Raw genomic sequence first — 24,263 nt, forward strand, 5'->3', positions numbered from 1 at the left:
TCCGGCACCGTCGTCGACCGCTGCCCCTCGCGTGGCCCTTCCGCCCTTCCTTCACGCCGAGAGGTCAACACACCCATGTCTTCCGCCGGACCTGCCCGTCATCTCACAGCGCGCCGCGTGGCCGCCGTCACCGTCAGCCTCGTCCTGGCCGGGGGCGCCGCGGCCTGCGGGCCCAAGGACGGTGCGGACAAGGCCGGTTCGGGCGCCAAGCCGGGCGCCGCCGGGGGTGCGCCGCAGAAGGGCGGCACCCTGAGCGTCCTCAACTCCGAGCCGCAGAGCGACTTCGACCCGGCCCGGCTCTACACCTCGGGCGGCGGAAACGTTCCCTCGCTGGTCTTCCGCACCCTGACCACCCGCAACCGCGAGGACGGCCCGGCCGGCACCAAGGTCGTGCCCGACCTGGCCACCGACACCGGAAAGCCCAACGCCGACGCCACCGAGTGGACGTACACGCTCAAGGACGGGCTGAAGTACGAGGACGGCTCCCCGATCACCACCGCCGACATCAAGTACGGCATCGAACGGTCCTTCGCCGCCGAGCTGTCGGGCGGAGCCCCGTACCTGCGGGACTGGCTGGTCGGCGGGGAGAGCTACGAGGGCCCCTACAAGGACGGCGGCAAGGGCCTCGACTCGATCCTCGTACCCGACGCGAAGACGATCGTCTTCAAACTCCGCAAGCCCGAGGGCGAATTCCCCTTCGTCGCCACGCAGACGCAGTTCGCACCCGTCCCCAGGGCCAAGGACACCGGGGTCACGTACGAGGAACACCCCGTCTCCTCCGGCCCGTACAAGGTCGTCAAGAACGACAACGACGGCGAGCACCTCACCCTGGAGCGCAACGAGCACTGGGACGAGAAGACCGACGAGGAGCGCAAGGCCTACCCGGACAGGATCGACGTCCGCTCCGGCCTGGACGCGGCCGTCATCAACCAGAGACTGACCACCAGCTCCGGTCCCGACGCCGCCGCCGTCACCACCGACACCAACCTCGGCCCGGCCGAGCTCGCCCGGATCGGCGACTCCGCCGACAAGAACGAGCTCGCCGGACGCGTCGGCACCGGCCACTTCGGCTACGTCAACTACCTGGCCTTCAACCCGAAGGTGGCCCCCTTCGACAATCCGAAGGTGCGCCAGGCCATCTCCTACGCCATCAACCGCACCAGCGTCGTCAACGCCGCCGGAGGATCCGCGCTGGCCGAACCGGCCACCACCTTCCTGCCCGAGCGCGAGGCCTTCGGCTTCACCCCCTACGACCACTTCCCGGCGGGGAAGACCGGCGACCCGGCCAAGGCCAAGCAGCTGCTGGCGGAGGCGGGCTTCCCCGACGGCGTCACCGTCACCCTGACCCACTCCACCGCGCAGAACCGCCAGACCAGCCCCGAGGTCGCCACCGCCGTGCAGCAGGCGCTCGCCGCCGCCGGGATCACCGTCAAGCTGGAGGGCCTGGAGAACAACGCCTTCAACGAGAAGCGCTGGGACGTCAAGAACACCCCCGGCTTCTTCCTCTCCCGCTGGGGCGCCGACTGGCCCTCCGGCGCCCCCTTCCTCGCGCCGATCTTCGACGGCCGGCAGATCGTGACCAACGGCTCCAACTACAACCACGCGCAGCTCAACGACCCGGCCGTGAACGCCGAGATCGACGAGATCGCCAAGCTGACCGACCTCGCGGCCGCCGGCAAGCGCTGGGGAGCACTCGACAAGAAGATCGGCGAGCAGGCCCTGGCCGTGCCGCTCTTCCACCCGGTCTACAAGCGACTCGTCGGCAAGGACGTCAAGAACGTCGTCATCAGCGACTGGACCGGCGTCCTCGACGTCTCGCAGGTCTCCGTCAAGTGAGCGTCGCCCTGAAGCAGCCGGCACCCGACCTGCCGGTGCCCGCGTCCGGGGCGATCGCCCCGGGCGCGGGCACCGCGCGCCAGGTCTGGCGGCGCGTGCGCCGCCGGCCGGCGGCCCTCGTGGCCGCCGGGGTGCTCGCCCTGCTCGTCCTCCTCGCCCTCGCCGCGCCGCTGCTCGCGCAGCTCACCGGCCAGGACCCGAACACCTACCACGACGACCTCGTCGACTCCGCGCGCGGCGGGGTCCCGCTCGGCTCCTTCGGCGGGATCTCCGCCGACCACTGGCTCGGCGTGGAACCGGGCACCGGCCGCGACCTGCTGACCCGGCTTCTTCACGGCGCCCGCATCTCGCTGCTCGTCGCCCTCGGGGCCGTCGTCGTCCAGACGCTCGTCGGCGTGGGCGTCGGACTCGCCGCCGCGCTCGGCGGCCGCCTCGCGGGCCAGCTCATCGGCCGGTTCACCGACGTGATGATCGCGCTGCCGATGCTGGTGATCGGTATCGCCCTCACCGCGGTCGTCCCGCCCGACTTCCCGCGGCCGCTGCTGCTGATCCTCGTCATCGGACTGCTCGACTGGGGCGGCACCGCCCGGATGGTGCGCGCCCAGGCCCTCGCCCTGCGCGGCCTCGACTTCGTCGACGCCGCCCGCCTCTCGGGCAGGGGACCGGTGGCCGTCGCCCGCCGCGAGCTGCTGCCCTCGCTGGCCGCGCCCGTCATCACCTACGCCGCGATCAAGGTGCCCACCGCCATCGTCGCCGAGGCCTCGCTGTCCTTCCTCGGCGTCGGCGTGAAGCCGCCCACGCCCTCCTGGGGGCAGATGCTCGCCGGCGCACAGACCTGGTTCCGCGCCGACCCGGCCTACGTCCTGCTCCCCGCCGGGCTGCTGTTCGTCACCGTTCTCGCCTTCACCGTGCTCGGCGACGCCGTCCGCACGGCCCTCGACCCGCGCGAAGGCTCCCGCCTGCGGGTCGGCACCGACAAGGAGCGCAGGGCGTGACCCTCTTCGTACTCAAACGGACCGGCGGCGCACTCCTCGTGCTGCTCACCCTGTCCGTCATCGTCTACGCCCTCTTCTACCTCGCCCCCGGCGACCCCGCCCGCCTCGCCTGCGGGGAGCGCTGCAACCCGGCGCAGATCGCCCAGGTCCGCGAACAGCTCGGGCTGAACGATTCCGCCCCCACCCAGTACCTGCACTTCCTCCAGGGGCTGCTGGCCGGCCGCGACCACTCCGGCGGAGCCGGGCTCGTCCTGCACTGCGACGCGCCCTGCCTGGGATTCTCGTACCAGAACGACCAGCAGGTCACCGAGCTGATCCTGGACCGACTGCCCGCCACATTGTCGCTGGCGCTGGGCGCGCTGGTGATCTGGCTGGTCGTCGGCGTCGGCACCGGGCTGCTGTCCGCGCTGCGCCGCGGCGGCATCACCGAACGGGCGCTGACCGTCCTCACGCTCGCCGGGACCGGCACCCCCGTCTTCATCCTGGGGCTGCTGCTGCTCATGACCGTCTGCGCCCACCTCCAGTGGCTGCCCTTCCCGACGTACGTGCCGCTGAGCGAGGACCCCGAGCAGTGGGCCTGGAACCTGCTCCTGCCCTGGGTCACCCTCGGCTTCTTCGAGAGCGCCAAGTACGCCCGTCTCACCCGCAGTTCGACCCTGGAGACGCTCGCCGAGGACCACATCCGCACCTTCCGCGCCTACGGGGTGGGGGAGCGGGCCGTCGTCACCCGGCACGCGGTGCGCGGCGCCGTGGCCCCCGTGATCGCGCTCAGCGCCGTGGACTTCGGCACGATGATCGGCGGCGCCGTGCTGACGGAGTCGCTGTTCGGGATCCCCGGCCTCGGCAAGACCCTCATCGACGGGGTGCGCGTCGTGGACCTGCCCGTCGTGGTGGGCGTCGTCCTCACGATCGGCACGGCCGTGGTCCTCGCGGGCGCGATCGCCGACCTGCTGTACGCCGCCGCGGACCGAAGGGTGACCCTCGCATGACGCACTCGCTGGTGGAGGTCACCGACCTCGTCGTCGAATTCCCGGTCGGCGGGGCGGGGGAGCACGTACGGGCCGTGGACGGGGTCTCCTTCACCCTGGAGGCCGGCCGGGCCCTGGGCATCGTGGGCGAGTCCGGCAGCGGCAAGTCCACCGTGGCCACCGCCCTGCTCGGACTGCACCGCGGTACGGGCGCCCGCCTCGGCGGAACCGTCCGGGTGGGCGGCACCGACGTGGCCACCGCGTCGGCGGCCGAACTGCGCCGGCTGCGCGGCGGGACCGCCGCCATGGTCTTCCAGGACCCGCTGAGCGCCCTGGACCCGTACTACGCCATCGGCGACCAGATCGCCGAGGTCCACCGGATCCACGCGGACGTCTCCCGGCGGGCCGCCCGGGCCCGGGCCGTCGAGGTGCTCGACCGGGTGGGCATCCCGGACGCGGTACGCCGCTCCCGCGCCAGGCCGCACGAGTTCAGCGGCGGCATGCGGCAACGGGCCCTCATCGCCATGGCGCTGGCCTGCGAGCCGCGGCTGCTGATCGCCGACGAGCCGACCACCGCACTGGACGTCACCGTCCAGGCCCAGATACTCGACCTGCTGCACGGGCTGCGCGAGGAGCGCGGGCTCGGGCTGCTGCTGGTCACCCATGACGTGGGGGTGGCGGCGGAGAGCGTGGACGAGGTGCTGGTCATGCGGGGTGGCGGCGCCGTCGAGCGGGGGGCGGTGGCTTCCGTCCTGGCCGCACCGGTGGAGGCGTACACGCGGGCCCTGCTGGCGGCGGTGCCGAGGCTGGACGGGCCGCGCCGTTCCCGGGGATCCGCCCCGGACCCCGAGCCTCGAACGCCGACGGGGCCGGAGGTGCCGCCGGCCGGGGAAGGGGCGCCCGTTGTCGAGGCCTTCGCGTTGCGACGGGAGTTCGGGCGGGGGCGGCGCAGGGTCACAGCCGTCGCCGGGGTGTCCCTCGCCGTGCACGCCGGGGAGACGCTGGGGATCGTCGGCGAGAGCGGCTCCGGCAAGAGCACGCTCGGGAGGATGCTCGTCGGCCTCCTGGAGCCCGGCTCCGGGCAGCTGCGCCGCGACGGCGCCGAGGTCACCGGCGTCGCGAGCGGTGTGCAAATGGTGTTCCAGGACCCCGTGTCCTCCCTCAACCCGCGCCGCTCCATCGGCGAGTCCATCGCCGACCCGTTGCGCGCCGCCGGGGAACGGAACGAGGCGGCCGTACGGGCCCGGGTGGAGGAGCTGCTGCTGCGCGTCGGGCTGGAGGCCGAGCACTACGACCGCTACCCGCACGAGTTCAGCGGCGGCCAGCGCCAGCGGGTGGGCATCGCACGGGCGCTGGCGCCGCGGCCCCGGCTGATCGTCTGCGACGAGCCGGTCTCCGCCCTCGACGTGACCACCCAGGCGCAGGTCACCGCCCTGCTCGCGGAGCTCCAGCGGGAGCTCGGCATCGCCCTGGTCTTCATCGCGCACGACCTGGCGGTGGTCCGGCAGGTCAGCGACCGGGTGGCCGTCATGCGGGCCGGCGAGATCGTCGAGGAAGGCCCGGTCGACCAGGTCTACGACCGCCCGGCCCACGCCTACACCCGGCAGCTGCTGGCCGCCGTACCGGCCCTGGATCCCGGGCGGGCCGCCGATCGCCGCAGGACGCGGCAGGAGGTCTTCGCGTAGCCGGGCTACCGGTGGGCCCGCTGCGGTCCGGCCCCGTTCCGAGGCTGTACTTCTAGCGTGCTCGAACGCGAACCGTACGGGAAAGTTACGACTCTTCACCCCTTCCGGTGGCGCGACGGACAACCGTCCGTCGCGCCTTCGGCATATCCGCTTGAGTTCTCCCGCGGCGGGTCGCCTGACCGAACGGCGACCGCCTGAACGGGAGATCGGGGGTGCCACTCGTGCGGATCGGACTGCTCACGGAAGGTGGTTATCCGTATGCGACGGGAGAGGCGAGGCTGTGGTGCGACCGGCTCGTGCGCGGGCTCCCGCAGCACGAGTTCGAGATCTACGCACTGAGCCGCAGCGCCGAGCAGGAGCGCACCCGGGTGCCACTGCCCGAGAACGCCGTCCGGGTCCGGACGGCCCCCCTGTGGGCCCCCGCCGACGACGGGCGCAGCTACTCCCGGCGTGAACGCCGCCGGTTCGTGGACTGCTTCAAGGAGCTGGTCCACGGGATCTGCGCCGGTGAGCCGGAGCCCTTCGCCGCCGGCCTGTACGGGCTCGCCGGACTCGCCCGCGAACAGGGCGGGATGTACGCGGCCCTGCGCTCCGAGTCCGCCGTGCGGGCCCTGGAGTCCGCCTGCCGGGCGCCCGGCGCCGCACGGACCGTACGGACGGCGCAGGTGACCGACCTGCTGGAGTTCGTCGACGAACTGGAAGTCATGCTGCGGCCGTTGTCCCTCGACTGGTACGAGGAGAACTCCGAGCCCGGTGGCCTCGGCGAGGCCGACATCTGCCACGCGGCCGCGGGCGGGGTGGCAGCGCTCCCCGGACTCCTGGCCAAACGCTTCTTCGGGGTCCCGCTCCTGGTCACCGAGTACGGGGTGCAGCTGCGGGCCCACTACCTGGCCCAGCTCGACACCCGGAGCGAGCCGGAGACCCGCCCCGCCGTACGGGCCCTGCTCGCGGCCTTCCACCTGCGGCTGGCCACCGAGATCTACGCCCGGGCCGACTTCCTGACCCCCGGGAACGCGCACGCCCGGCGCTGGCAGGAGCGGTGCGGGGCCACCCGGGAACGGCTGCGGACCGTCTATCCCGGGATGGAGGCGGACCGATTCGCCACCGTCGGGGAGGCCGCGGACTGCGGGGACCCCGACACGCTGGTGTGGGTCGGCCGGGTGGAGCCCGCCAAGGACCTCATCGCGCTGCTGCACGCCTTCGCCGAGGTCCGCCGGGCCGCGCCCGGCACCCGGCTGCGGATCTTCGCCACCGCCGTGGCCCCCGGCTACCTGACCGACTGCCGTTCCCTGGCGGCCCAGTTGTTCCCCGACGAGGCCGCCGACACGGTCACCGTGGGGGAGAACCCGGTCTCCTTCGAGGAGATCGGCGGACCCGACGCCCCCACCACGGCCGAGGCGTACGGTGCCGGGCGCGTCGTCGTGCTGTCCTCCGTGATCGAGGGCTTCCCGGTCACCCTCGCCGAGGCGATGCTCTGCGGGCGCGCCACCGTCTCCACCGACGTCGGCGCGGTCTGCGAGGTCATCGGCGGCACCGGCCTCGTGGTCCCGCCCCGCAATCCCCGGGCGCTCGCCGAGGCCTGCCTGTCGCTGCTGCAGGACCCCGAGCGGGCGCAGCGGCTCGGCGCCGCCGCCCGGGCCCGGGCCCTGGAGCTCTTCACCGTCGAGCAGAACGTGGCCGCCTTCCAGGAGATCTACCTGCGGCTGCTGGCCAAGGGCTCCGCGCGGCCGGACGGCGGGATCCCCTTCGCCCGGCCCCCGGAGGCCCGGGTGCCCGGCCACTGGACCAGCCCGACGTGGGCTCCCGCCCCGGAGGCGAGCGTATGACCACCGTCGACCCCGAGATCTCGGCCCCGGCGCCGCCGGAGAGCGCGGCCGCCGGTCCGGCCCGGAACCCTGCCGCGGGCACCGGCCCCTCCGCCGCCCGGCGCAAGGCCGCCGGGGATCCCGTCAAGGCCCTGCTGCACCGTCACCGGGACCTGTGCGAGCGGGCCGTGGACCCGCTGGAGATCGCCGCCGGGCTGGAGGCCCACGGCATCACCGACCGCACCGCCGCCCGCTTCCGGCACCGGGACGTCTTCTCCCTCGCCGAGGAGCTGTATGCGCGCAGCCCCCACGAGGAGGTCTCCGCGGCCGCGCCCGCCCTGGTCCCGGCCGGCCCCGCCGCCTTCCGCGGCTTCGGCTACGCGCTGCTGCCCGCCGCCCTCGCCTGCTCCGCGGCCGCCGCCGGGCAGGTGTGGGCCGGGGCCGCCGCCGCGGCCGCCGTCGCCGCCGCCCTGGTGTGGCCCGGGCGGGCCGCCGGGGGCCGGTTCCCCTACGCGGCGCACCTGCTGGCCGCGGCCGTCGCCGGCTGGGCCGTGTACCGCCACGGCACCGCCCTCGCGGTCGGCCTCGCGCTGGCCGTCGTCCCCGGGCACCTGGCCGCCGTCGCCTTCGCCGCCGGGGGCAGGGCCCGGCTCGACGGGAGCCGCGCCCTGGAGGACTTCGCCGACCGGACCCGTCCGCTGCTGGTGGCGGCCGTCGCCGTGTTCACCGGGGCAGCGGCCGGGGCCGCCGCACTCGCCGGGACACCGCTGCCGGTGGCCGTGCCGCTCGCCCTGCTGCTGTTCCTGACCCGGCTCCTGCTGCGGCACGGCGCGCACCGCGCACCGCTCGGCGCCGCCCTCGCCCTCGCCCTGGTGCCCGTCCCGGAGGCGGCCCTCGCCGCCGCGGCCGGACTCCTCGTACACGCCGTCCTCGCCCTGTCCCGCGCATCCGCGCATGCGAGGCCCTGACGTCCCCGGGACGTCCCCAGACCTTCGGAGCCGACGCCGAGGCGCTTTACCCGTACCCCGCCCCACCCGTCCGTCCACCCGTCCGCAAGGAGAAACAGACATGACCGGCCAGCCAACCAACCAAGGGGTCACGCGATGAGGGTGCTGCTGATCGGAGCCAACGGATACCTCGGCCGCTACGTCGCCGACCGGCTGCTCGCCGACCCCGCCGTCCAGCTCACCGCGCTCGGCCGCGGCGACGACGCCGACGTCCGCTTCGACCTCGCCACCGGCAGCCCCGGGGCGCTCACCCGCTTCCTCGACGCAGTCCACCCCGGCGTCGTCATCAACTGCGCCGGAGCCACCCGGGGCGGGGCCCGTGAACTGACCCGGCACAACACCGTCGCCGTCGCGACGATCTGCGAATCGCTGCGCCGCAGCGGCTGCGGGGCCCGGCTGGTGCAGCTCGGCTGCGCCGCCGAATACGGGCCCAGCCAGCCCGGATCGTCCACGGCCGAGGACGCCGTGCCGAGACCGGGTGGGCCGTACGGGGTGAGCAAGCTCGCCGCCACCGAACTGGTCCTCGGCTCCGGACTGGACGCCGTCGTCCTGCGGATCTTCTCGCCCGTCGGCCCCGGCACCCCCGCCGGATCCCCGCTCGGCCGGCTCGCCGAGGCCATGCGCCGCGCGATGCAGGCGGGCGACGGCGAGCTGAAGCTCAGCGGGCTCGGCGTGCAGCGCGACTTCGTGGACGTACGGGACGTGGCGCGGGCCGTGCACGCCGCCTCCCTGTCCGCCGCCCAGGGCGTGGTCAACATCGGCACCGGCCGTGCCGTCCGGCTGCGCGACGCGGCCGCGGTCCTCGCCCGGGTCGCCGGGTACGGAGGCGCCCTGCACGAGCTGGACGTCCCGCACGGCGGACCCCAGCAGGCCCACGGACACCCCGGCCGCCCGGCCGGACTCGCCACCATCGGCTCCCCCCGCTCCGAGGCCACCGCGGAGCAGATGGCCGCCGCGGCGCCCCAGCCGTACCCCTACCCGGACGGCTGCGGGGCCTGGCAGCAGGCGGACGTCCGTACCGCCCGGGACCGGCTCGGCTGGCGGCCCCGGATCAACCTGGAGGAGTCCCTCGCGGACATCTGGATGGAGGCGGCGTGCCGTATCTGACGACCCCTCCGGGTGCCCTGACCGCCGCCGCGACCGAGGCCGGCCGTCTCGGCCTCGGCATCCCCGGCTACGGGCACCCGCTGCTCGCCCCCGTCGAGTGGGCCGAGCTGACCCGCCCCGGCACCCCGCTGCACTGGGCCGTGCTCAACGTCAAGGACGGCCCGGGAGGGCGGCCCGACCCGCACTGCACGGAGGCGGCCGCGAAGCTGCGCCGGGCGGGCGGCATGATCCTCGGGCATCTCGCGATGCGAGACGGATCGAGGTCCTTCGGGGAGCTGATCTCTGACGCCCACCGCTTCCGCGACTGGTACGGCGTCGGCGGCTTCTATCTCGCCGGGGCCCCGGCGGGCAAGGCCGAACTGGCCTCGGTGAGCCGGGTCGTGGACACCCTGCGGAGCCTCGGCGAGGACCTGCGGATCGTGCTCGGGCACGGCACGCACCCGTACGAGGGCTATGCGGAGACCGCCGACCAGCTGGTCACCTTCTCCGGGGCCTGGGCCGACTACCGCTGGTCGCAGGTGGCGGAGTGGACGGCGGACCATCCGGCGGAGCGGTTCTGCCACCTCGTCCACGGGGTGCCGCGCACGCACCTGGAGGAGGCGATGCGGATCGCCCGCTGGCAGGGAGCGGGCACGATCTGGTTCACGGACCGGCCCGGGGTGCGCGGCAGCGACCCGTGGGCGTCCATGCCCGCGTACTGGGACGAAATTGTCTCAAGGATCGGGACAGGTGTCTTGGAATGAAGACGGCCATGGCAGTGTTACTGGGAGAACAACCATCAGTTTGCTCCCTGCACCTGCGGGGATGCTCCCACCTCCGGAGTGCCCGTGTCGCTGCCACCGCTGGTCGAGCCAGCAGCTGAGCTCACCGTTGACGAGGTCCGTCGGTATTCGCGGCACCTGATCATCCCGGATGTCGGGATGGACGGCCAGAAGCGCCTGAAGAACGCCAAGGTGCTGGCCGTGGGTGCCGGCGGTCTCGGCTCGCCCGCCCTCATGTACCTCGCCGCGGCCGGTGTCGGCACGCTGGGCATCGTGGAGTTCGACGAGGTCGACGAGTCGAACCTGCAGCGCCAGATCATCCACAGCCAGGCGGACATCGGCCGTTCCAAGGCCGAGTCGGCCCGCGACAGCGTGCTGGGCATCAACCCGTACGTGAACGTGGTCCTTCACGAAGAGCGGCTCGAGGCCGAGAACGTGATGGAGATCTTCAGCCAGTACGACCTCATCGTCGACGGCACGGACAACTTCGCCACGCGCTACCTCGTCAACGACGCCTGCGTGCTGCTGAACAAGCCGTACGTGTGGGGCTCGATCTACCGCTTCGACGGCCAGGCCTCGGTCTTCTGGTCCGAGCACGGCCCGTGCTACCGCTGCCTCTACCCCGAGCCGCCCCCGCCGGGCATGGTCCCGAGCTGCGCCGAGGGCGGCGTGCTGGGCGTGCTCTGCGCGTCCATCGGGTCCATCCAGGTCACCGAGGCCATCAAGGTCCTCACGGGTGTCGGCGAGCCGCTGGTCGGCCGTCTGATGATCTACGACGCCCTGGAGATGCAGTACCGCCAGGTCAAGGTCCGCAAGGACCCCGACTGCGCGGTGTGCGGTCCCAACGCGACCGTCACCGAGCTCATCGACTACGAGGCCTTCTGCGGCGTCGTGTCGGAGGAGGCCCAGGAGGCGGCCGCCGGTTCGACGATCACTCCCAAGCAGCTCAAGGAGTGGATCGACACCGACGAGCCCATCGAGATCATCGACGTCCGCGAGATCAACGAGTACGAGATCGTCTCGATCCCCGGCGCGAAGCTGATCCCCAAGGGCGAGTTCCTGATGGGCACCGCCCTCCAGGACCTGCCGCAGGACAAGCGCATCGTCCTGCATTGCAAGACGGGTGTCCGTAGTGCGGAAGTCCTCGCGGTGCTGAAGTCCGCGGGCTTCGCGGACGCGGTGCACGTCGGCGGCGGCGTGATCGGCTGGGTCCACCAGATCGAGCCCGAGAAGCCGGTCTACTAGGCGGCCCCGGCAGCAGTGGTCCGAAGGGGCCGTACCCCACGCGCGTGGGGTACGGCCCCTTCGGCGTCCTGCGGGTCAGGCGGCCGGCGGCGGCTGCGGCGGCTGCTGTGTCCCGGGCGGCGCCGTCGGGTCCGCGACCGCGGTGCAGACGGTGCCCTCGGCCGGCGTCTTCCCGTCCAGCAGATAGGTGTTCACGGCCGTCTGCACGCACGGGTCACCGCTGTTGTAGGCGCCGTGCCCCTCGCCCTTGTAGGTCAGTTCCACGCCCACGCCCGGGCCGAGCCGCTCCACCATCTTGCGCGCACCCTCGTACGGGGTGGCCGGGTCACCGGTGTTGCCGATCACCAGGATCGGGTCGGAGCCCGGTGCGGAGACGTCGGGCGTCTCCCAGGTGCCGGCGACCGGCCAGCCGGTGCAGGACATCATGGCCCAGCCCAGGAGGTCCCCGAAGACCGGTGAGGCGGCCCGGAAGGTCGCCAGCTTGGCCTTGGTCTCCTCCAGGGTGTAGCGCTCCTTGTCGTCCACGCAGTTGATGGCCGTGTTGGCCGCGCCGATGTTGCTGTAACGCCCTTGCTGGTCGCGCCCGTTGAGCGCGTCCGAGAGGGCCATCAGCAGCTGGCCCTGACCGCCCTGCGCCTCGTCGATGCCCTGCTCCAGCAACGGCCACAGCTCCTGGGAGTACAGGGCCTGCGCGATGCCGTTGGTCGCCTGGTTCTCGGTGAGCATCCGGTTGCCGGTGCCCGGAATGGGCTTGGCTGCCAGCGACTTCTGCAGCTCGATGATGCTGTCCTCGATCTCCTTGGGCGTGCTGCCCTGGAGCCGGCACTCGTCACCGCGGTCCACGCAGTCCTGGGCGAAGTTGCCGAGCGCGAGCTGGAAGCCCTTGGCCTGGCCCAGCGCGCTCTGCTCGGCGGTCTTGGTCGGGTCCACGACGGCGTCGAAGACGGCCCGGCCGACGTTCTTCGGGAAGAGGTGGGCGTAGACCCCGCCCAGTTCGGTGCCGTAGGAGATGCCGAAGTAGTTCAGCTTCTCGTCGCCGAGCGCCTGGCGGATGCGGTCCAGGTCGCGGGCTGCGTTCTCGGTGCCGACGTGGGGGAGGAGCTTGCCGGAGTTCTTCTCGCAGGCCTCCTGGTACTTCCTGATGTTGTCGACGAAGGCCTTCTCCTCCTCCGGGGTCTCGGGGGAGGAGTCCTCGCTGTGGTAGGCGTCCAGCTCCTTGTCGCTCTCGCACAGGACGGGATCGCTGCCGCCCACCCCGCGGGGGTCGAAGCTGACCAGGTCGTACCGGGCGCGCAGGGCCTCGTACTCCTTGGCGGCGCCGGGCAGCGTACTGATCCCGGACCCGCCGGGGCCGCCGAAGTTGAAGACCAGCGAGCCCAGCCGGTTCTTCCGGTCGCGCGCCTCGGCCCGGATCAGGGAGATCGGGACCGTCCCGCCCTCGGGCTTCGCGTAGTCGAGCGGGACGTCGAGGGTGGCGCACTGCCAGTCCTTCGGCGGGGCCGGACCACCGCCCTGGGCGGCGGTCGGGGCGTCGCAGTCACCCCACTTGAGGGGCTTGACCTCCGGTGTGCCGTCGGCCGTCGTCTTCTTCCCGTCGCCGTCGTCGGAGCAGGCGGCCGTGGCGAGCAGCCCGGCTGCGAGCGTGGCGGCGGCGGTGACCCGCCAGGCGTGTGTCGGCATGTCCCCATCCTGTGGGCCCCGTGCCGACCCCGCCCGCGCGCTGACCCGAACGGGGGGCCGCGGCCGGCGGGGCCCTCGCCCGACCCCCTAGATGGCTTCCTTGCGGGTCAGGAAGTTGAACGAGATCCACCCCGGCAGCACCGGCAGCCAGAAGGTCATCAGGCGGAACAGCAGCACCGCCGAGATCGCGACCTCCTTCTCCAGGCCCGCCGCGATCAGCCCGAGGGTGAGCGTGGTCTCCACCGCGCCCATACCGCCCGGTGTCGGCGCCGCCGACCCCAGCGCGTTGCCCGCCAGGAACACCACCGCGATGCTCGCGTAGCTGATGGCCTCGCCGCCCCCGAACGCGCGGATCGACGCGTCCAGGCACATCACGAAGCAACCCGTCAGCAGCAGCATGCCGCCGATGCCCGTCACCAGCTTCTTCGGCCGCTGCAGCACGTCCAGCATGCGCGGCACCACACCGGCGAACAGTGCCCGTACCCGTGTCACCACGAACTTCCGCATGAACGGGACCGCCGTCACCACCAGCACCAGCACGGCCACCGTCAGCAGACCCGCGATGACGGCCCGGGACGGGGTCATCTCCGGGGTCTTCTCGGTCCCGGTCAGATAACCGAACGACAGCAGCAGCACGATGTGGCTGGCCAGCCCGAACAGCTGGGAGGCGCCCACGCTCGCGACCGCCAGCCCCGGCCGGACACCCGCCCGCTGCAGGAACCGCGTGTTCAGCGCGACACCGCCGACGGCCGCCGGAGCCACCAGCTTCACGAACGACCCGGCCACCTGCGCGACCACCGTCCGCAGGAACGGCACCCGCTCCGGCACGAAGCCCAGCAGGCTCATCGCCGCCGCGAAGTACGTCAGCGCCGAGAAGGCGAGGGCCGCCCCGACCCAGCCCCACTGCGCCTCGCCGATGATCGTCGCGAAGTCCACGTGGGCGAGCTGCGTGAGCAGGAAGTACGCACCGAACGCGCCCGCGATGAACGAGACCAGCGTGCGCGGCCGGATCCGCTCCAGCCGGGCCGGCTCCACCGGCGCCTGCGGGCGGATCAGCAGCACCTGGTGGCGGATCTGGGTCAGCAGATCCTCCTCGCGCGCGCCGTCCAGCGCGTCCTCCAGGGCCTTCTTCTCGGCCTTGCGGTCCGCGGCGGCCGAGGCGGAGACAGGAGTGGCGGAGTGGGCGGATTCCGCCTCGCGCGCCGCCTTCGCCGCGCGCGAGGACTCCAGTACGGCCTCCCGCTGCCGCTCGGCCCGCTCCCGGGCCAGCTTGCGCAGCGTCGCCCGGGTGGAACGGCTCAGCGCGATCGGCTGGAGCAGCGGCAGGCAGTCCGCCACCGCATCCGGGCCGAGCACCGACACGGCCGAGGCCACCGCGCGCTCCGCGCCGACCCGCAGGCCGACCGTGGTCAGCAGCTGTGCGATGTCCATCCGGAGCACGAGGTCGCCCGCGGCGATCTCGCCGCCGCGCAGGTCGGTGAGGATGACGTTGCCGGAACGATCCACCACCAGGGCGTCACCGGTCAGCCGCCGGTGCGCGATCCGCCGCGACTGCAGGGCCCGTACCTGCTTCCACGTGGTGTGGATCAGTTCGTCGGTGATCTCCTCGTCGGAGAGCGCGTCGAGGGCCCGGACGTCCAGGTGCTCGTAGACGAGCATCACCGCGTCCGGACCGAGCTCGGACGTGGCGATCAGCTTCGGTGCGTTCGCCCCGGCCGCGATGGCCGCGTAGGCGAGGAGCGCCTCCTGCTCCAGCGCCTGGCGCAGCGACTGCAGGCTGCGCCCGGTGGTGATGCCGCGCAGGGTGAGCCGGCGCCAGACCCGGTAGAAGAAGCCGTGGGCCTGCTGCTCGCGGTCGACGATCGTGACGTCGAGCGGCGGCCCGTCCTCGAGGGTCACGTGGTAGCGGCGCCCCCGGTCGTTGGCCTCGGACGGCTCGGGGCCCTCCGGCATCTCGGCGCGCATCGCGCTGACCGGCTGGAAGCCGACCCGGCGCAGTCCGGCGAGGAGGTGCTGCCCGGTGGGGCGCACGTTGGGCGAGCCGACGGCGTAGAGGGTGCCGTAGGCGACGCTCCAGCCGATCAGCACGGTCAGGACGATCGAGAAGGGTGTGGTGTACCCGTTGACCAGCATGGCCAGGGCGTTGAGCAGCAGGACCACCCACAGCGCGACGCGCCAGTGGGGTCTGCGGGTCATGCCGACCGCGGTCATGTACGCGATGACGGGCGCGAGGTAGCCGTGGACCGGGTCGGTGAGGGTCCCGCCGCCCGCGGGGCGGGTGAGGGCGTCCTGGATGGTGTCGGGGGCGGCCTGCGAGACCCACAGGTCGGTGGCGAGGGTGACACCGTGGGCGAGGACGGCGGCGAGCACGCCGTCGGCGATGCGCAGGCCGTCGCGTTTGATCAGCCGCTCGATGGCGAAGGCGACGGGCAGCAGCAGCACCGCGATGCTGGACACCAGCGCGGCGACCTTGATCAGCAGGGCGGGCGCCTGGCCGGTGCCCTTGCTGATGTCCTCCTCCAGGCCGACCGTGGTGCCGTGGGCGAAGGCGGCGATGGCGAGGAGGACGGCGATGCCGAGGATGCCGACGAGCAGGCGTACGAGGTCGGACGGCCGGTGCACGCGGGCGGCGAGCAGCGGTTCGTCGACCTCGACCCGGTCGGCGGGCGAGGAGGCGTGGCCGTGCGAGACCTCGGCGCCGCGGGCGTCCGGGGCATCGCCGGCCCGGTCGTCCCGGTCGTCCTGGTCGCTCCGGTCGCTCCGGTCGCTCAGGTCGTCCCGGTCGCCGCGGACACCTCGGCCGTCGGGGCGCGGGGGCTCCGGACGGGGCTCCGGGACGGGTTCGCGGTGGGAGGCGTGGCCGTCGTCAGGGCGTGCGCCGTCGTCGGTCGCCGCGCCGTCCGGAGGGCTCACACCCTGCTCCTTCGTCGTCACTTCCGTCTCTTCTTGATCACGTATCACCAGTCACCGCCCGGAAGATGGTGGCACGGACCGACACGCCAGCGGGGCATCAGGGTGCGCGCCGGTGCGGAAGCGAGACTTCCGCCCGAGCGCCGACGATGTGCTGCACCATGTGCCGAATGAGTGAGGAGCTGCCCGCGTACGCGGAGCGCGTGCTGGAGGTGGCCGAGCGTATTCCGCCCGGCCGGGTGATGACGTACGGGGACGTCGCCGAGTGGCTCGGCGAGGCGGGACCCCGTCAGGTCGGGCGTGTCATGGCCCTGTACGGGGGAGCCGTGCCCTGGTGGCGCGTGGTGCGGGCGGACGGCCTGCCCCTGCCCGGCCACGAGGTGCGCGCCCTGGAGCACTACCGGACCGAGGCCACCCCGCTGCGCCTGACGGCGGGCGGCGAGCCGCGCCTGGACATGCGCCGGGCGCGCTGGGACGGGTCCCCCGGACAGGAAGGCGGACAGGACGGCATGCGCGACGAGGCTCACACCTGACAGCTTCGGCCATGCGGGGCCGGGGCGGGCGATCGGGCGACGGTCCGAACGCCCGTCCGGGCTACCCGGGGGGACTGCGCGGCGTCGGCCGGTTGCCGTAGCGTTGCCTCTTCGGCTTCCGCGCCGGCTCGCGCCCGAGCCGTCACGGCAGCACCGCCCCACCCCGCAGACCCACCAGGACCGGCACCCCACGTGATCACCTCTTCCTCCGACCGCACCGAACGGCGGCGTACGCGGACCCCCGACGCGTACCGCCTCGTGCGCACCGGGCCGGAACGGGTGGATCCCCCTGAGCTGGACGCAGCGCAGCGGGCGGTGGTTGACCACACCGGCGGACCACTCCTGGTTCTCGCCGGGCCGGGCACCGGGAAGACGACCACGCTGGTCGAGGCCGTGACCGCCCGTGTGGAAGCGGGTACCGACCCCGCCCGGATCCTCATCCTCACCTTCAGCCGCAAGGCGGCGGTGGAACTGCGCGACCGGGCCGCCCTGCGCCTCGGCGGAGCGCGCGCCCCGCAGGCCACCACCTTCCACTCCTTCTGCTACGGACTGGTCCGCGCCCACCAGGACACCGACCTCTTCGCCGACCCGCTGCGGCTGCTGTCCGGCCCCGAGCAGGACGTGATGGTCCGCACCCTCCTGGAGGGCCAGCGCCGGATCCGCTCCATCCGCTGGCCGGACGACCTGCGGGCCGCGCTGACCACGCGCGGGTTCGCCGACGAGGTCCGGGCGGTGCTCGCCCGCGCCCGCGAGCTGGGCCTCGGGCCGCAGGCCCTCTCCTCGTTCGCCGACCGCATAGGGCGCCCGGACTGGAAGGCGGCGGCGGCCTTCCTCTCCGAGTACCTGGACGTCCTCGACATGCAGGGCACGCTGGACTACGCGGAGCTCCTGCACCGGGCGGTGCTCCTCGCCGAGCGAACGCCGTCCCTCGCCTCGGCGTACGACGCGATCTTCATCGACGAGTACCAGGACACGGACGCCTCGCAGCTGCGGCTGCTGCGGGCGCTGACCGGCCCGGGCGGCACGCTGGTCGCCTTCGGCGACCCCGACCAGTCGATCTACGCCTTCCGGGGCGCCGACATCAACAACGTCCTGGACTTCGAGTCGGCCTTCCCCGGCGCGCGGGTCAAGGCCCTCACCGTCGGCCGCCGCTCCGGCGCGGCCCTGCTGGCCGCCACCCGGCTCCTCACCACCCGGATGCCGGTCCCGCGGCTGCCGGCCGAGGCGGTCCGCGCTCACCGCAACCTCGCGCCGGTGCGGGACGGCGGGCGGGTGGAGGTCTTCACGTACCCGACGGCGGGCGCCGAGCTGGACAACATCGCGGACATCCTGCGCCGGGCGCACCTGGAGGACGGTGTCCCGTGGCAGGACATGGCCGTCCTGGTCCGCGCCGGGGGCCGCACCCTTCCGGCGATGCGCCGCGCCCTGATCTCGGCGGGAGTCCCGGCCGAGACGGACGGCACGGACACCCCGCTGCGCCACGAACCGGCGGTCTCCCCCCTCCTGACGGCCCTCCGCGCCGCGGCCACCGCCGCCGAACCGGCTACGGGCCCCGTGCCCCCCACCGGCTCTGCCGCCGCGGCCGCGCCGGGCGCGGGCTCCTCGGGAACCGACCCCGACGCCGTCGAGCCCGGCTCTGCCGACGCCGAGCCGGGTGCCGGCGACCCCGCCGGAGGCGACCAGGCCGGCGAGCTCGCTCGCGCTGTCGGGGTGGGTGGGCGGGAAACATCCCCGGCCGGAGGCGAGCCCGACGCCGTCACAGAGAGCCCGGGGTCGAGCCACGCGGACCCCACCGGTGGCGAGCCCGACGCCGTCGAAGCGGGCCCGGGGTCCGACCTCGCGAGCACGGCCGACCCCGCCGGAGGCGTCACCGTCGAGGCCGCCCTCACCCTGCTCGCCTCCCCCCTCGGCGGGATGGACGCCGCCGACCTGCGGCGGCTCGGCCGCGCCCTGCGCGACGAGGAGCGCGCCGCGGGCGTCAAGGTGCCCGCGCCCTCCGACGTGCTGCTCGCCCGCGCCCTCGCCGAGCCGGAACGGCTCACCGCCCACGACCCCGCCTACGCCCGCGGCGCGCAGCGCCTCGGCCTGCTCCTGCGCAAGGCCGGCGAGCTCCTCCAGGGCGGCGGCACCGCCGAGGAGGCCCTCTGGGTCCTCTGGGACGGCACCCCCTGGCCGCAGCGCCTGGAGCGCAGCGCCCGCCGCGGCGGCGCGGCCGGCCGCAACGCCGACCGCGACCTCGACGCCGTCTGCGCCCTCTTCGACACCGCCGCCCGCGCCGAGGAGCGCACCGGCGGCCGCGGCGCCCTCAACTTCCTCGAACAACTGGAGGCGGAGGACATCGCCGCCGACACGTTGACGGCCCGTGCCACCCGCTCCGACGCCGTCCGGCTGATGACCGCCCACCGCTCCAAGGGACTGGAGTGGTCCCTCGTCGTCGTCGCCGGCGTCCAGGAGGGCCTGTGGCCCGACCTCCGCCGCCGCGGCTCCCTCCTGGAGGCCGACCGCATCGGCCGTGACGGTCTTGCCGAGCCCCTCACCCCCGGCGCCCTGCTCGCCGAGGAGCGCCGGCTCTTCTACGTCGCCGCCACCCGCGCCCGCGACCGCCTCGTCGTCACCGCCGTCAAGGCCCCCGCCGACGACGGCGACCAGCCCTCCCGCTTCCTCACCGAGCTCGGCGTCCCCCCGCGGGACGTCACCGGCCGCCCCCGCCGCCCCCTCGCCGTCGCCGCGCTCGTCGCCGAGCTGCGCGCGACCACCGTCGACCCCGACGCCTCGCCCGCCCTGCGCGACGCGGCCGCCCGCCGCCTCGCCCGCCTCGCCGCGCTCACCGACGACGAGGACCGCCCCCTGGTCCCCGCCGCGCACCCGCAGCGCTGGTGGGGCCTGTACGAGCCCACCCGCAGCAGCGTCCCGCTGCGCGACCGGGACCGGCCCGTCGCCCTGTCCGGCAGCGCCCTGGAGCAGCTCGCCAACACCTGCTCCCTCCAGTGGTTCCTCGGCCGCGAGGTCAAGGCCGACACCCCCTCCACCGCCGCCCAGGGCTTCGGCAACGTCGTCCACGTCCTCGCCGACGAGGTCGCCTCCGGACGTACCCCCGCCGATCTGGCCGTCCTCATGGAACGGCTCGACTCGGTGTGGGACGCCCTCGCCTTCGACGCGCCCTGGAAGTCCCGCCAGGAGAAGGACAACGCCCGCGCCGCCCTGGAGCGCTTCCTGCGCTGGCACACCACCGACCGCGGGGGCCGGGCGGCCGTCGCCACGGAGCACGAGTTCGACGTCACACTCGAGGCCGGTGACGTCGCCGTCCGCATCCGGGGCTCCATGGACCGGGTCGAGGCGGACCCGCAGGGGCGTGCGTACGTCGTCGACTTCAAGACCGGCAAGTCCGCGCCGACCCGGGACGAGGTCGCCCGCCACCCCCAGCTCGCCGTGTACCAGCTCGCCGTCCGCGAGGGCGCCGTCGACGACGTCTTCGACGGCGTGCGCCCGCCGCCCGGCGGCGCCGAGCTCGTCCAGCTCCGCCAGGGCGCCGCGATCCGCGAGGGCGGCGAGGCGGTGCCCAAGGTCCAGGCCCAGCAGCCGCTCGACGGGGAGTGGGTCGGGGACCTGCTGGCCACTGCCGCGGGCCGGGTGCTGGACGAGCGGTTCGCGCCCGCCGCCGGCCGCCACTGCGACCACTGCTCCTTCCGCAGCTCGTGCAGCGCCCGCCCGGAGGGCCGCCAGACCGTCGAGTGAGCCCGGGGCAGGGGCGGCCACCGCGGCTGCGGTGGCCGGGGCGGTCGGGGCTGTCGGTGGGGGCGGCTAGCCTTTTTACGTGCCCGCGCGTCCGCCCGCCCTCTCCGACCCCGAGCAGCTCAAGGAGCTCCTCGGGATCCCTTTCACGCCCGAACAGATGGCCTGCGTCACCGCCCCGCCCGCCCCGCAGGTCGTCGTCGCCGGCGCGGGCTCCGGCAAGACCACCGTCATGGCGGCCCGCGTGGTCTGGCTCGTGGGCACCGGCGCCGTCGCCCCCGAGCAGGTGCTCGGCCTGACCTTCACCAACAAGGCCGCCGGCGAACTGTCCGAGCGCGTGCGCAAGGCCCTGGCACGGGCCGGCATCACCGATCCGGACCCCTCCCCGGCCGACGCCGACGCCGTCGGCGGCGAGCCCCGCATCTCCACCTACCACGCCTTCGCCGGCCAGCTCCTGAAGGACCACGGCCTGCGCATCGGCCTGGAACCCAGCTCCCGCCTGCTCGCCGACGCCACCCGCTTCCAGCTCGCCGCGAAGGTGCTGCGCGAGGCCCCCGGCCCCTACCCCTCGCTCACCAAGTCCGTCCCCGACCTCGTCGGAGACCTCCTCGCGCTCGACGGAGAGCTCTCCGAGCACCTCGTCGAGCCCGAGCACCTGCGCCTGCACGACACCGGACTGCTGGACGTGCTCGCCGGCACCAAGCTCACCAACGAGGACCTCCGCAAGGTCCCGGAGGCCGTGCGCGGCCGCCTCGAACTGCTGGAACTGGTCGTCCGCTACCGCGCCGCCAAACGCTCCCGCGACCTCTTCGACTTCAGCGACCAGATAGCCCTCTCCGCACAGCTCGCCACCACCCGGCCCGAGGTGGGGGCGCTGCTGCGCGAGGAGTTCCGGGTGGTCCTGCTCGACGAGTACCAGGACACCTCCGTCGCCCAGCGGCTGCTGCTGTCCGGCCTCTTCGGCGCGGGCTCCGGCCATGCCGTGACCGCCGTCGGCGACCCCTGCCAGGCGATCTACGGCTGGCGCGGGGCCTCCGTCGCCAACCTCGACGACTTCCCTGAGCACTTCCCGCACGCCGACGGCACCCCCGCCACCCGGCTCTCCCTCAGTGAGAACCGGCGCAGCGGCGGCCGCCTGCTGGACCTCGCCAACGGTCTCGCCGCCCCGCTGCGCGCCATGCACGAGGGCGTGGAGGCGCTGCGCCCGGCGCCGGGGGCGGAGGCTGCCGGGCAGGTCCGCTGCGCCCTGCTGGAGACGCACGCGCAGGAGCTCGACTGGCTCGCCGACTCCGTGGCCCACCTGGTCCGGACCGGGACCGAGCCGCGCGAGATCGCCGTACTGTGCCGCTCCGCCGGGGATTTCGCGCAGATCCAGGCCGTGCTGGTGGACCGGGACGTGCCGGTGGAGGTCGTCGGCCTCTCCGGGCTGCTGCACCTGCCCGAGGTCGCCGACCTCGTCGCCGTCTGCGAGGTCCTCCAGGACCCGGGAGCCAACGCCTCCCTGGTCCGGCTCCTGATCGGCCCGCGCTGGCGGATCGGCGCGCGCGACCTGGCCCTGCTGGGCCGCCGGGCGCGGCTCCTGGTGGGCCGGTCGCCCGCCGAGTCCGACCCGGACGAACGGCTCGCGGCGGCCGTGGAGGGTGTGGACCCGGCCGAGATCGTGTCGCTGGCCGACGCCCTGGAGACCTTCCTCGACGGCTCCGGCCAGGCCCCGGACGACCTGCCCTTCTCCGCGGAGGCCCGGGTCCGCTTCGCGCACCTCGCCCAGGAGCTGCGCGACCTGCGGCGTTCCCTCGCGGACCCGCTGATGGACGTACTGCACCGGGTGCTGGGCGCCACCGGCCTGGAGGTGGAGCTGTCGGCCTCCCCGCACGCGCTGGCGGCCCGCCGCCGCGAGACGCTGTCGAACTTCATGGACGTCGCGGCCGGTTTCGCCGCCCTGGACGGCGAGGCCACGCTGCTGGCCTTCCTGGCGTTCCTGCGCACGGCCGCCCAGTACGAGAAGGGCCTGGACCACGCCCTGCCCGGCGGCGAGAACACGGTCAAGGTGCTCACCGCCCACAAGTCCAAGGGCCTGGAGTGGGACGTGGTGGTGGTCCCGGACCTGTGCGCGGGGGCCTTCCCGAAGGAGAAGCCGCCGGAGGCCTGGACCTCGTACGCGAAGGTCCTCCCGTACGCGCTGCGCGGCGACGCCCCCACCCTGCCCGGGGACCCGGCCTGGACCTCGGCCGGCCTGAAGGCCTTCAAGGCCGCCCTCAAGGACCACAAGGCGGTGGAGGAGCTCCGCCTCGGCTATGTGACCTTCACCCGGCCGCGCTCCCTGCTGCTGGCCTCCGGCCACTGGTGGGGCCCGAGCCAGAAGAAGCGCCGTGGGCCCTCGGCGTTCCTGGAGGCCCTGTACGAGCACTGCGCGGCCGGTTTCGGCGAGATCGAGGCCTGGGCGGACGAGCCCGATCCCACCGCCGAGAACCCGGCGCTGTCCGGGGAGTCCACCCAGGACCACTCCTGGCCCCTCCCGCTCGACCCGCAGTCCCTCACCCTGCGCCGCGCGGCGGCCGCCCTGGTGGAGTCCTACCTCGCGGCCCCGCCCCCGCAGGAGGACGAGTCCTACCTCTGGCCCCCGGACTGCGAAGAGCCGTGGCCGGCCGAAGACCCCTGGGAACCCGACCTAGCGTCCGACGACCAGGACGACGACCGCCGGTCCGGCGAAGCCTGGGCGCCCTCGGGGCCGGACGCGGACGACGTCCGGCCCGCCGAGGCCCACGCCGCCCCCGTCAGGGGCCGGGGCGACGACCACCGGTCCGGCGACGCCTGGGCGCCTCAGGGCTCGGACGACCTCTGGGCCACCGAGGGAGACCTCGCCCCTGCCCGGAGGCAGGACGACGACCGCCGGTCCGGCGACGCCTGGGCACCTCCGGGGCCGGCCTCGGACGACCTCTGGGCGGCCGAGGCCGCGCAGGCCTCCGGGCGGCCGGGGCCGGCAGGCCGGGCCGTCCCCGGGGTCCGGGGCAGCGCCCCGGTTTCGGGAAGGGGCGGGGTGGGGGACGAATCCGCCTCCGCCCACCCCACCGCCGCGCCGGACGACGACCTCTGGGCCGGAGCGTCCCCGTCCGCCTCCGGAGCGACTGCATCGACCCCGCACGCGCGGCAGGGCGCACCCGCCGGTCGGCATGCCGTCCCGCAGGACGACGACCTCTGGCCGGAGGCCGAGCACCAAGCCCCCGCTGCGGCGGCCGTACCCGGCCCCCCCGCCGGGAGGCACCTCGTACCCGAAGAGGCCCGCGCCGTCGCCTCCTGGGACCGCGACCTCGACGCCCTCGAGGGCGAGCTCCGCCGAGCCCGAGCCGCCGTCCGTGACGTCGAGCTGCCCTCCGCCCTGTCCGCCAGCCAGCTCCTGCGGCTCGCCGCCGACGAGCAGGGCTTCGTACGCGACCTCGCCCGCCCCATGCCGAGGCCCCCGCAGCCCGCCGCCCGCCAGGGCACCCGGTTCCACGCCTGGGTCGAGTCCCGCTTCGACGAACTGCCGCTGCCGTTCCTCGACGTCCTCGACCCCGTCGCCGACCTCCCGGGCGCCGGTTCCGACCAGGAGATCGCCGACGAGGCCGACCTCGACTCCCTCAAGGCCGCCTTCGAACGCAGCCCGTACGCGGACCGCCCCCCGTACCGCATGGAGGCCCCGGTCCAGCTGACCCTCGCCGGCCGGGTGATCCGCGGCCGGATCGACGCCGTCTACCGCGACCCGGACGGCTCGTACGAGATCGTCGACTGGAAGACCGGCCGGACCACGGAGGCCGACCCGCTCCAGCTCGCCGTCTACCGCGTGGCCTGGGCAGAGGCCACCGGCACCCCGCTCGACCGCGTCTCCGCCGTCTTCCTGCACGTCCGCAGCGGCCGCGTGATCCGCCCCCGCAACCTCCCCGACCGCGCCCGCCTTGAGCGGATCCTCCAAGGCGAAACGGCCCCGGACGGTGCCCACCGGGCGGACGGCTAGGCTCGGGG

General features: G+C 74.1%; 14 protein-coding genes. 12 read left to right on the forward strand and 2 right to left on the reverse strand.

The features are described from left to right. Positions 1-75: 75 nt before the first annotated feature. The 9 genes from OG444_RS25265 (at position 76) to moeZ (ending at position 11,409) form a co-directional block, all read left to right on the forward strand. Positions 76-1,836 (forward strand): ABC transporter substrate-binding protein, encoded by a 1,761-nt coding sequence (locus OG444_RS25265; RefSeq protein WP_327264318.1) that lies wholly within the window; start codon positions 76-78, stop codon positions 1,834-1,836. After that, a complete protein-coding gene (locus OG444_RS25270; RefSeq protein WP_405790506.1) occupies positions 1,833-2,831 on the forward strand; it encodes an ABC transporter permease in 999 nt (332 codons plus the stop codon). Before OG444_RS25265 ends, OG444_RS25270 begins: the two co-directional genes overlap by 4 nt. Further along, positions 2,828-3,820 carry an ABC transporter permease gene (locus tag OG444_RS25275; protein ID WP_327264319.1) on the forward strand — a complete coding sequence of 331 codons (993 nt, stop codon included), beginning with the start codon at positions 2,828-2,830 and terminating at the stop codon, positions 3,818-3,820. Before OG444_RS25270 ends, OG444_RS25275 begins: the two co-directional genes overlap by 4 nt. Continuing rightward, positions 3,817-5,484, forward strand: a complete 1,668-nt coding sequence (locus OG444_RS25280; protein WP_327264320.1) for an ABC transporter ATP-binding protein — start codon at positions 3,817-3,819, stop codon at positions 5,482-5,484. Before OG444_RS25275 ends, OG444_RS25280 begins: the two co-directional genes overlap by 4 nt. 221 nt (positions 5,485-5,705) lie before the next feature. After that, positions 5,706-7,310: a GT4 family glycosyltransferase PelF gene (pelF, locus tag OG444_RS25285; protein ID WP_327266924.1), complete on the forward strand. Its 1,605-nt coding sequence runs from the start codon at positions 5,706-5,708 to the stop codon at positions 7,308-7,310. Further along, on the forward strand, positions 7,307-8,257 hold the full coding sequence (locus tag OG444_RS25290) for a hypothetical protein (RefSeq protein ID WP_327264321.1): 951 nt from the start codon (positions 7,307-7,309) through the stop codon (positions 8,255-8,257). Before pelF ends, OG444_RS25290 begins: the two co-directional genes overlap by 4 nt. A gap of 135 nt (positions 8,258-8,392) precedes the next feature. Next, positions 8,393-9,403, forward strand: coding sequence for an NAD-dependent epimerase/dehydratase (locus OG444_RS25295; protein WP_033218566.1), 1,011 nt, complete (start codon positions 8,393-8,395; stop codon positions 9,401-9,403). Then, the gene (locus OG444_RS25300) at positions 9,391-10,146 is read left to right on the forward strand and encodes a spherulation-specific family 4 protein (RefSeq protein ID WP_327264322.1); all 756 of its coding nucleotides are present in this window, start codon (positions 9,391-9,393) and stop codon (positions 10,144-10,146) included. Before OG444_RS25295 ends, OG444_RS25300 begins: the two co-directional genes overlap by 13 nt. 84 nt (positions 10,147-10,230) lie before the next feature. Next, complete coding sequence (gene moeZ / locus OG444_RS25305) at positions 10,231-11,409, forward strand: adenylyltransferase/sulfurtransferase MoeZ (protein WP_030011110.1); 1,179 nt, start codon at positions 10,231-10,233, stop codon at positions 11,407-11,409. A gap of 75 nt (positions 11,410-11,484) precedes the next feature. On the opposite strand, the gene OG444_RS25310 is transcribed toward moeZ, so the two are convergent. Together OG444_RS25310 and OG444_RS25315 are read right to left on the reverse strand one after the other, a co-directional pair. Then, on the reverse strand, positions 11,485-13,089 hold the full coding sequence (locus OG444_RS25310; RefSeq protein ID WP_327264323.1) for an alpha/beta hydrolase: 1,605 nt from the start codon (positions 13,087-13,089) through the stop codon (positions 11,485-11,487). An 87-nt stretch (positions 13,090-13,176) separates the two neighbouring features. Beyond that, on the reverse strand, positions 13,177-16,050 hold the full coding sequence (locus OG444_RS25315) for a lysylphosphatidylglycerol synthase transmembrane domain-containing protein (protein ID WP_327264324.1): 2,874 nt from the start codon (positions 16,048-16,050) through the stop codon (positions 13,177-13,179). Positions 16,051-16,169: 119 nt separating this feature from the next. Between OG444_RS25315 and OG444_RS25320 the strand changes: the two genes are divergently transcribed. From OG444_RS25320 to OG444_RS25330, 3 genes are all read left to right on the forward strand, one after another. Then, a complete protein-coding gene (locus OG444_RS25320; RefSeq protein WP_327264325.1) occupies positions 16,170-16,532 on the forward strand; it encodes an MGMT family protein in 363 nt (120 codons plus the stop codon). A 192-nt stretch (positions 16,533-16,724) separates the two neighbouring features. Beyond that, positions 16,725-20,267, forward strand: coding sequence for an ATP-dependent helicase (locus OG444_RS25325; RefSeq protein WP_327264326.1), 3,543 nt, complete (start codon positions 16,725-16,727; stop codon positions 20,265-20,267). A 79-nt stretch (positions 20,268-20,346) separates the two neighbouring features. Further along, positions 20,347-24,255, forward strand: coding sequence for a UvrD-helicase domain-containing protein (locus OG444_RS25330; RefSeq protein WP_327264327.1), 3,909 nt, complete (start codon positions 20,347-20,349; stop codon positions 24,253-24,255). The last annotated feature ends 8 nt before the right edge of the window (positions 24,256-24,263 follow it).

Origin of the sequence: Streptomyces sp. NBC_01232 (assembly GCF_035989885.1) — a bacterium.
Lineage (GTDB): Bacteria > Actinomycetota > Actinomycetes > Streptomycetales > Streptomycetaceae > Streptomyces.

Excerpts from the sequence above, each read along its gene's own strand:
- OG444_RS25265 (WP_327264318.1), top strand. The coding sequence starts at position 76 with ATGTCTTCCGCCGGACCTGCCCGTCATCTCACAGCGCGCCGCGTGGCC.
- OG444_RS25280 (WP_327264320.1), top strand. The coding sequence starts at position 3,817 with ATGACGCACTCGCTGGTGGAGGTCACCGACCTCGTCGTCGAATTCCCG.
- OG444_RS25290 (WP_327264321.1), top strand. The coding sequence starts at position 7,307 with ATGACCACCGTCGACCCCGAGATCTCGGCCCCGGCGCCGCCGGAGAGC.
- OG444_RS25295 (WP_033218566.1), top strand. The coding sequence starts at position 8,393 with ATGAGGGTGCTGCTGATCGGAGCCAACGGATACCTCGGCCGCTACGTC.
- OG444_RS25310 (WP_327264323.1), bottom strand. The coding sequence starts at position 13,089 with ATGCCGACACACGCCTGGCGGGTCACCGCCGCCGCCACGCTCGCAGCC.
- OG444_RS25320 (WP_327264325.1), top strand. The coding sequence starts at position 16,170 with ATGAGTGAGGAGCTGCCCGCGTACGCGGAGCGCGTGCTGGAGGTGGCC.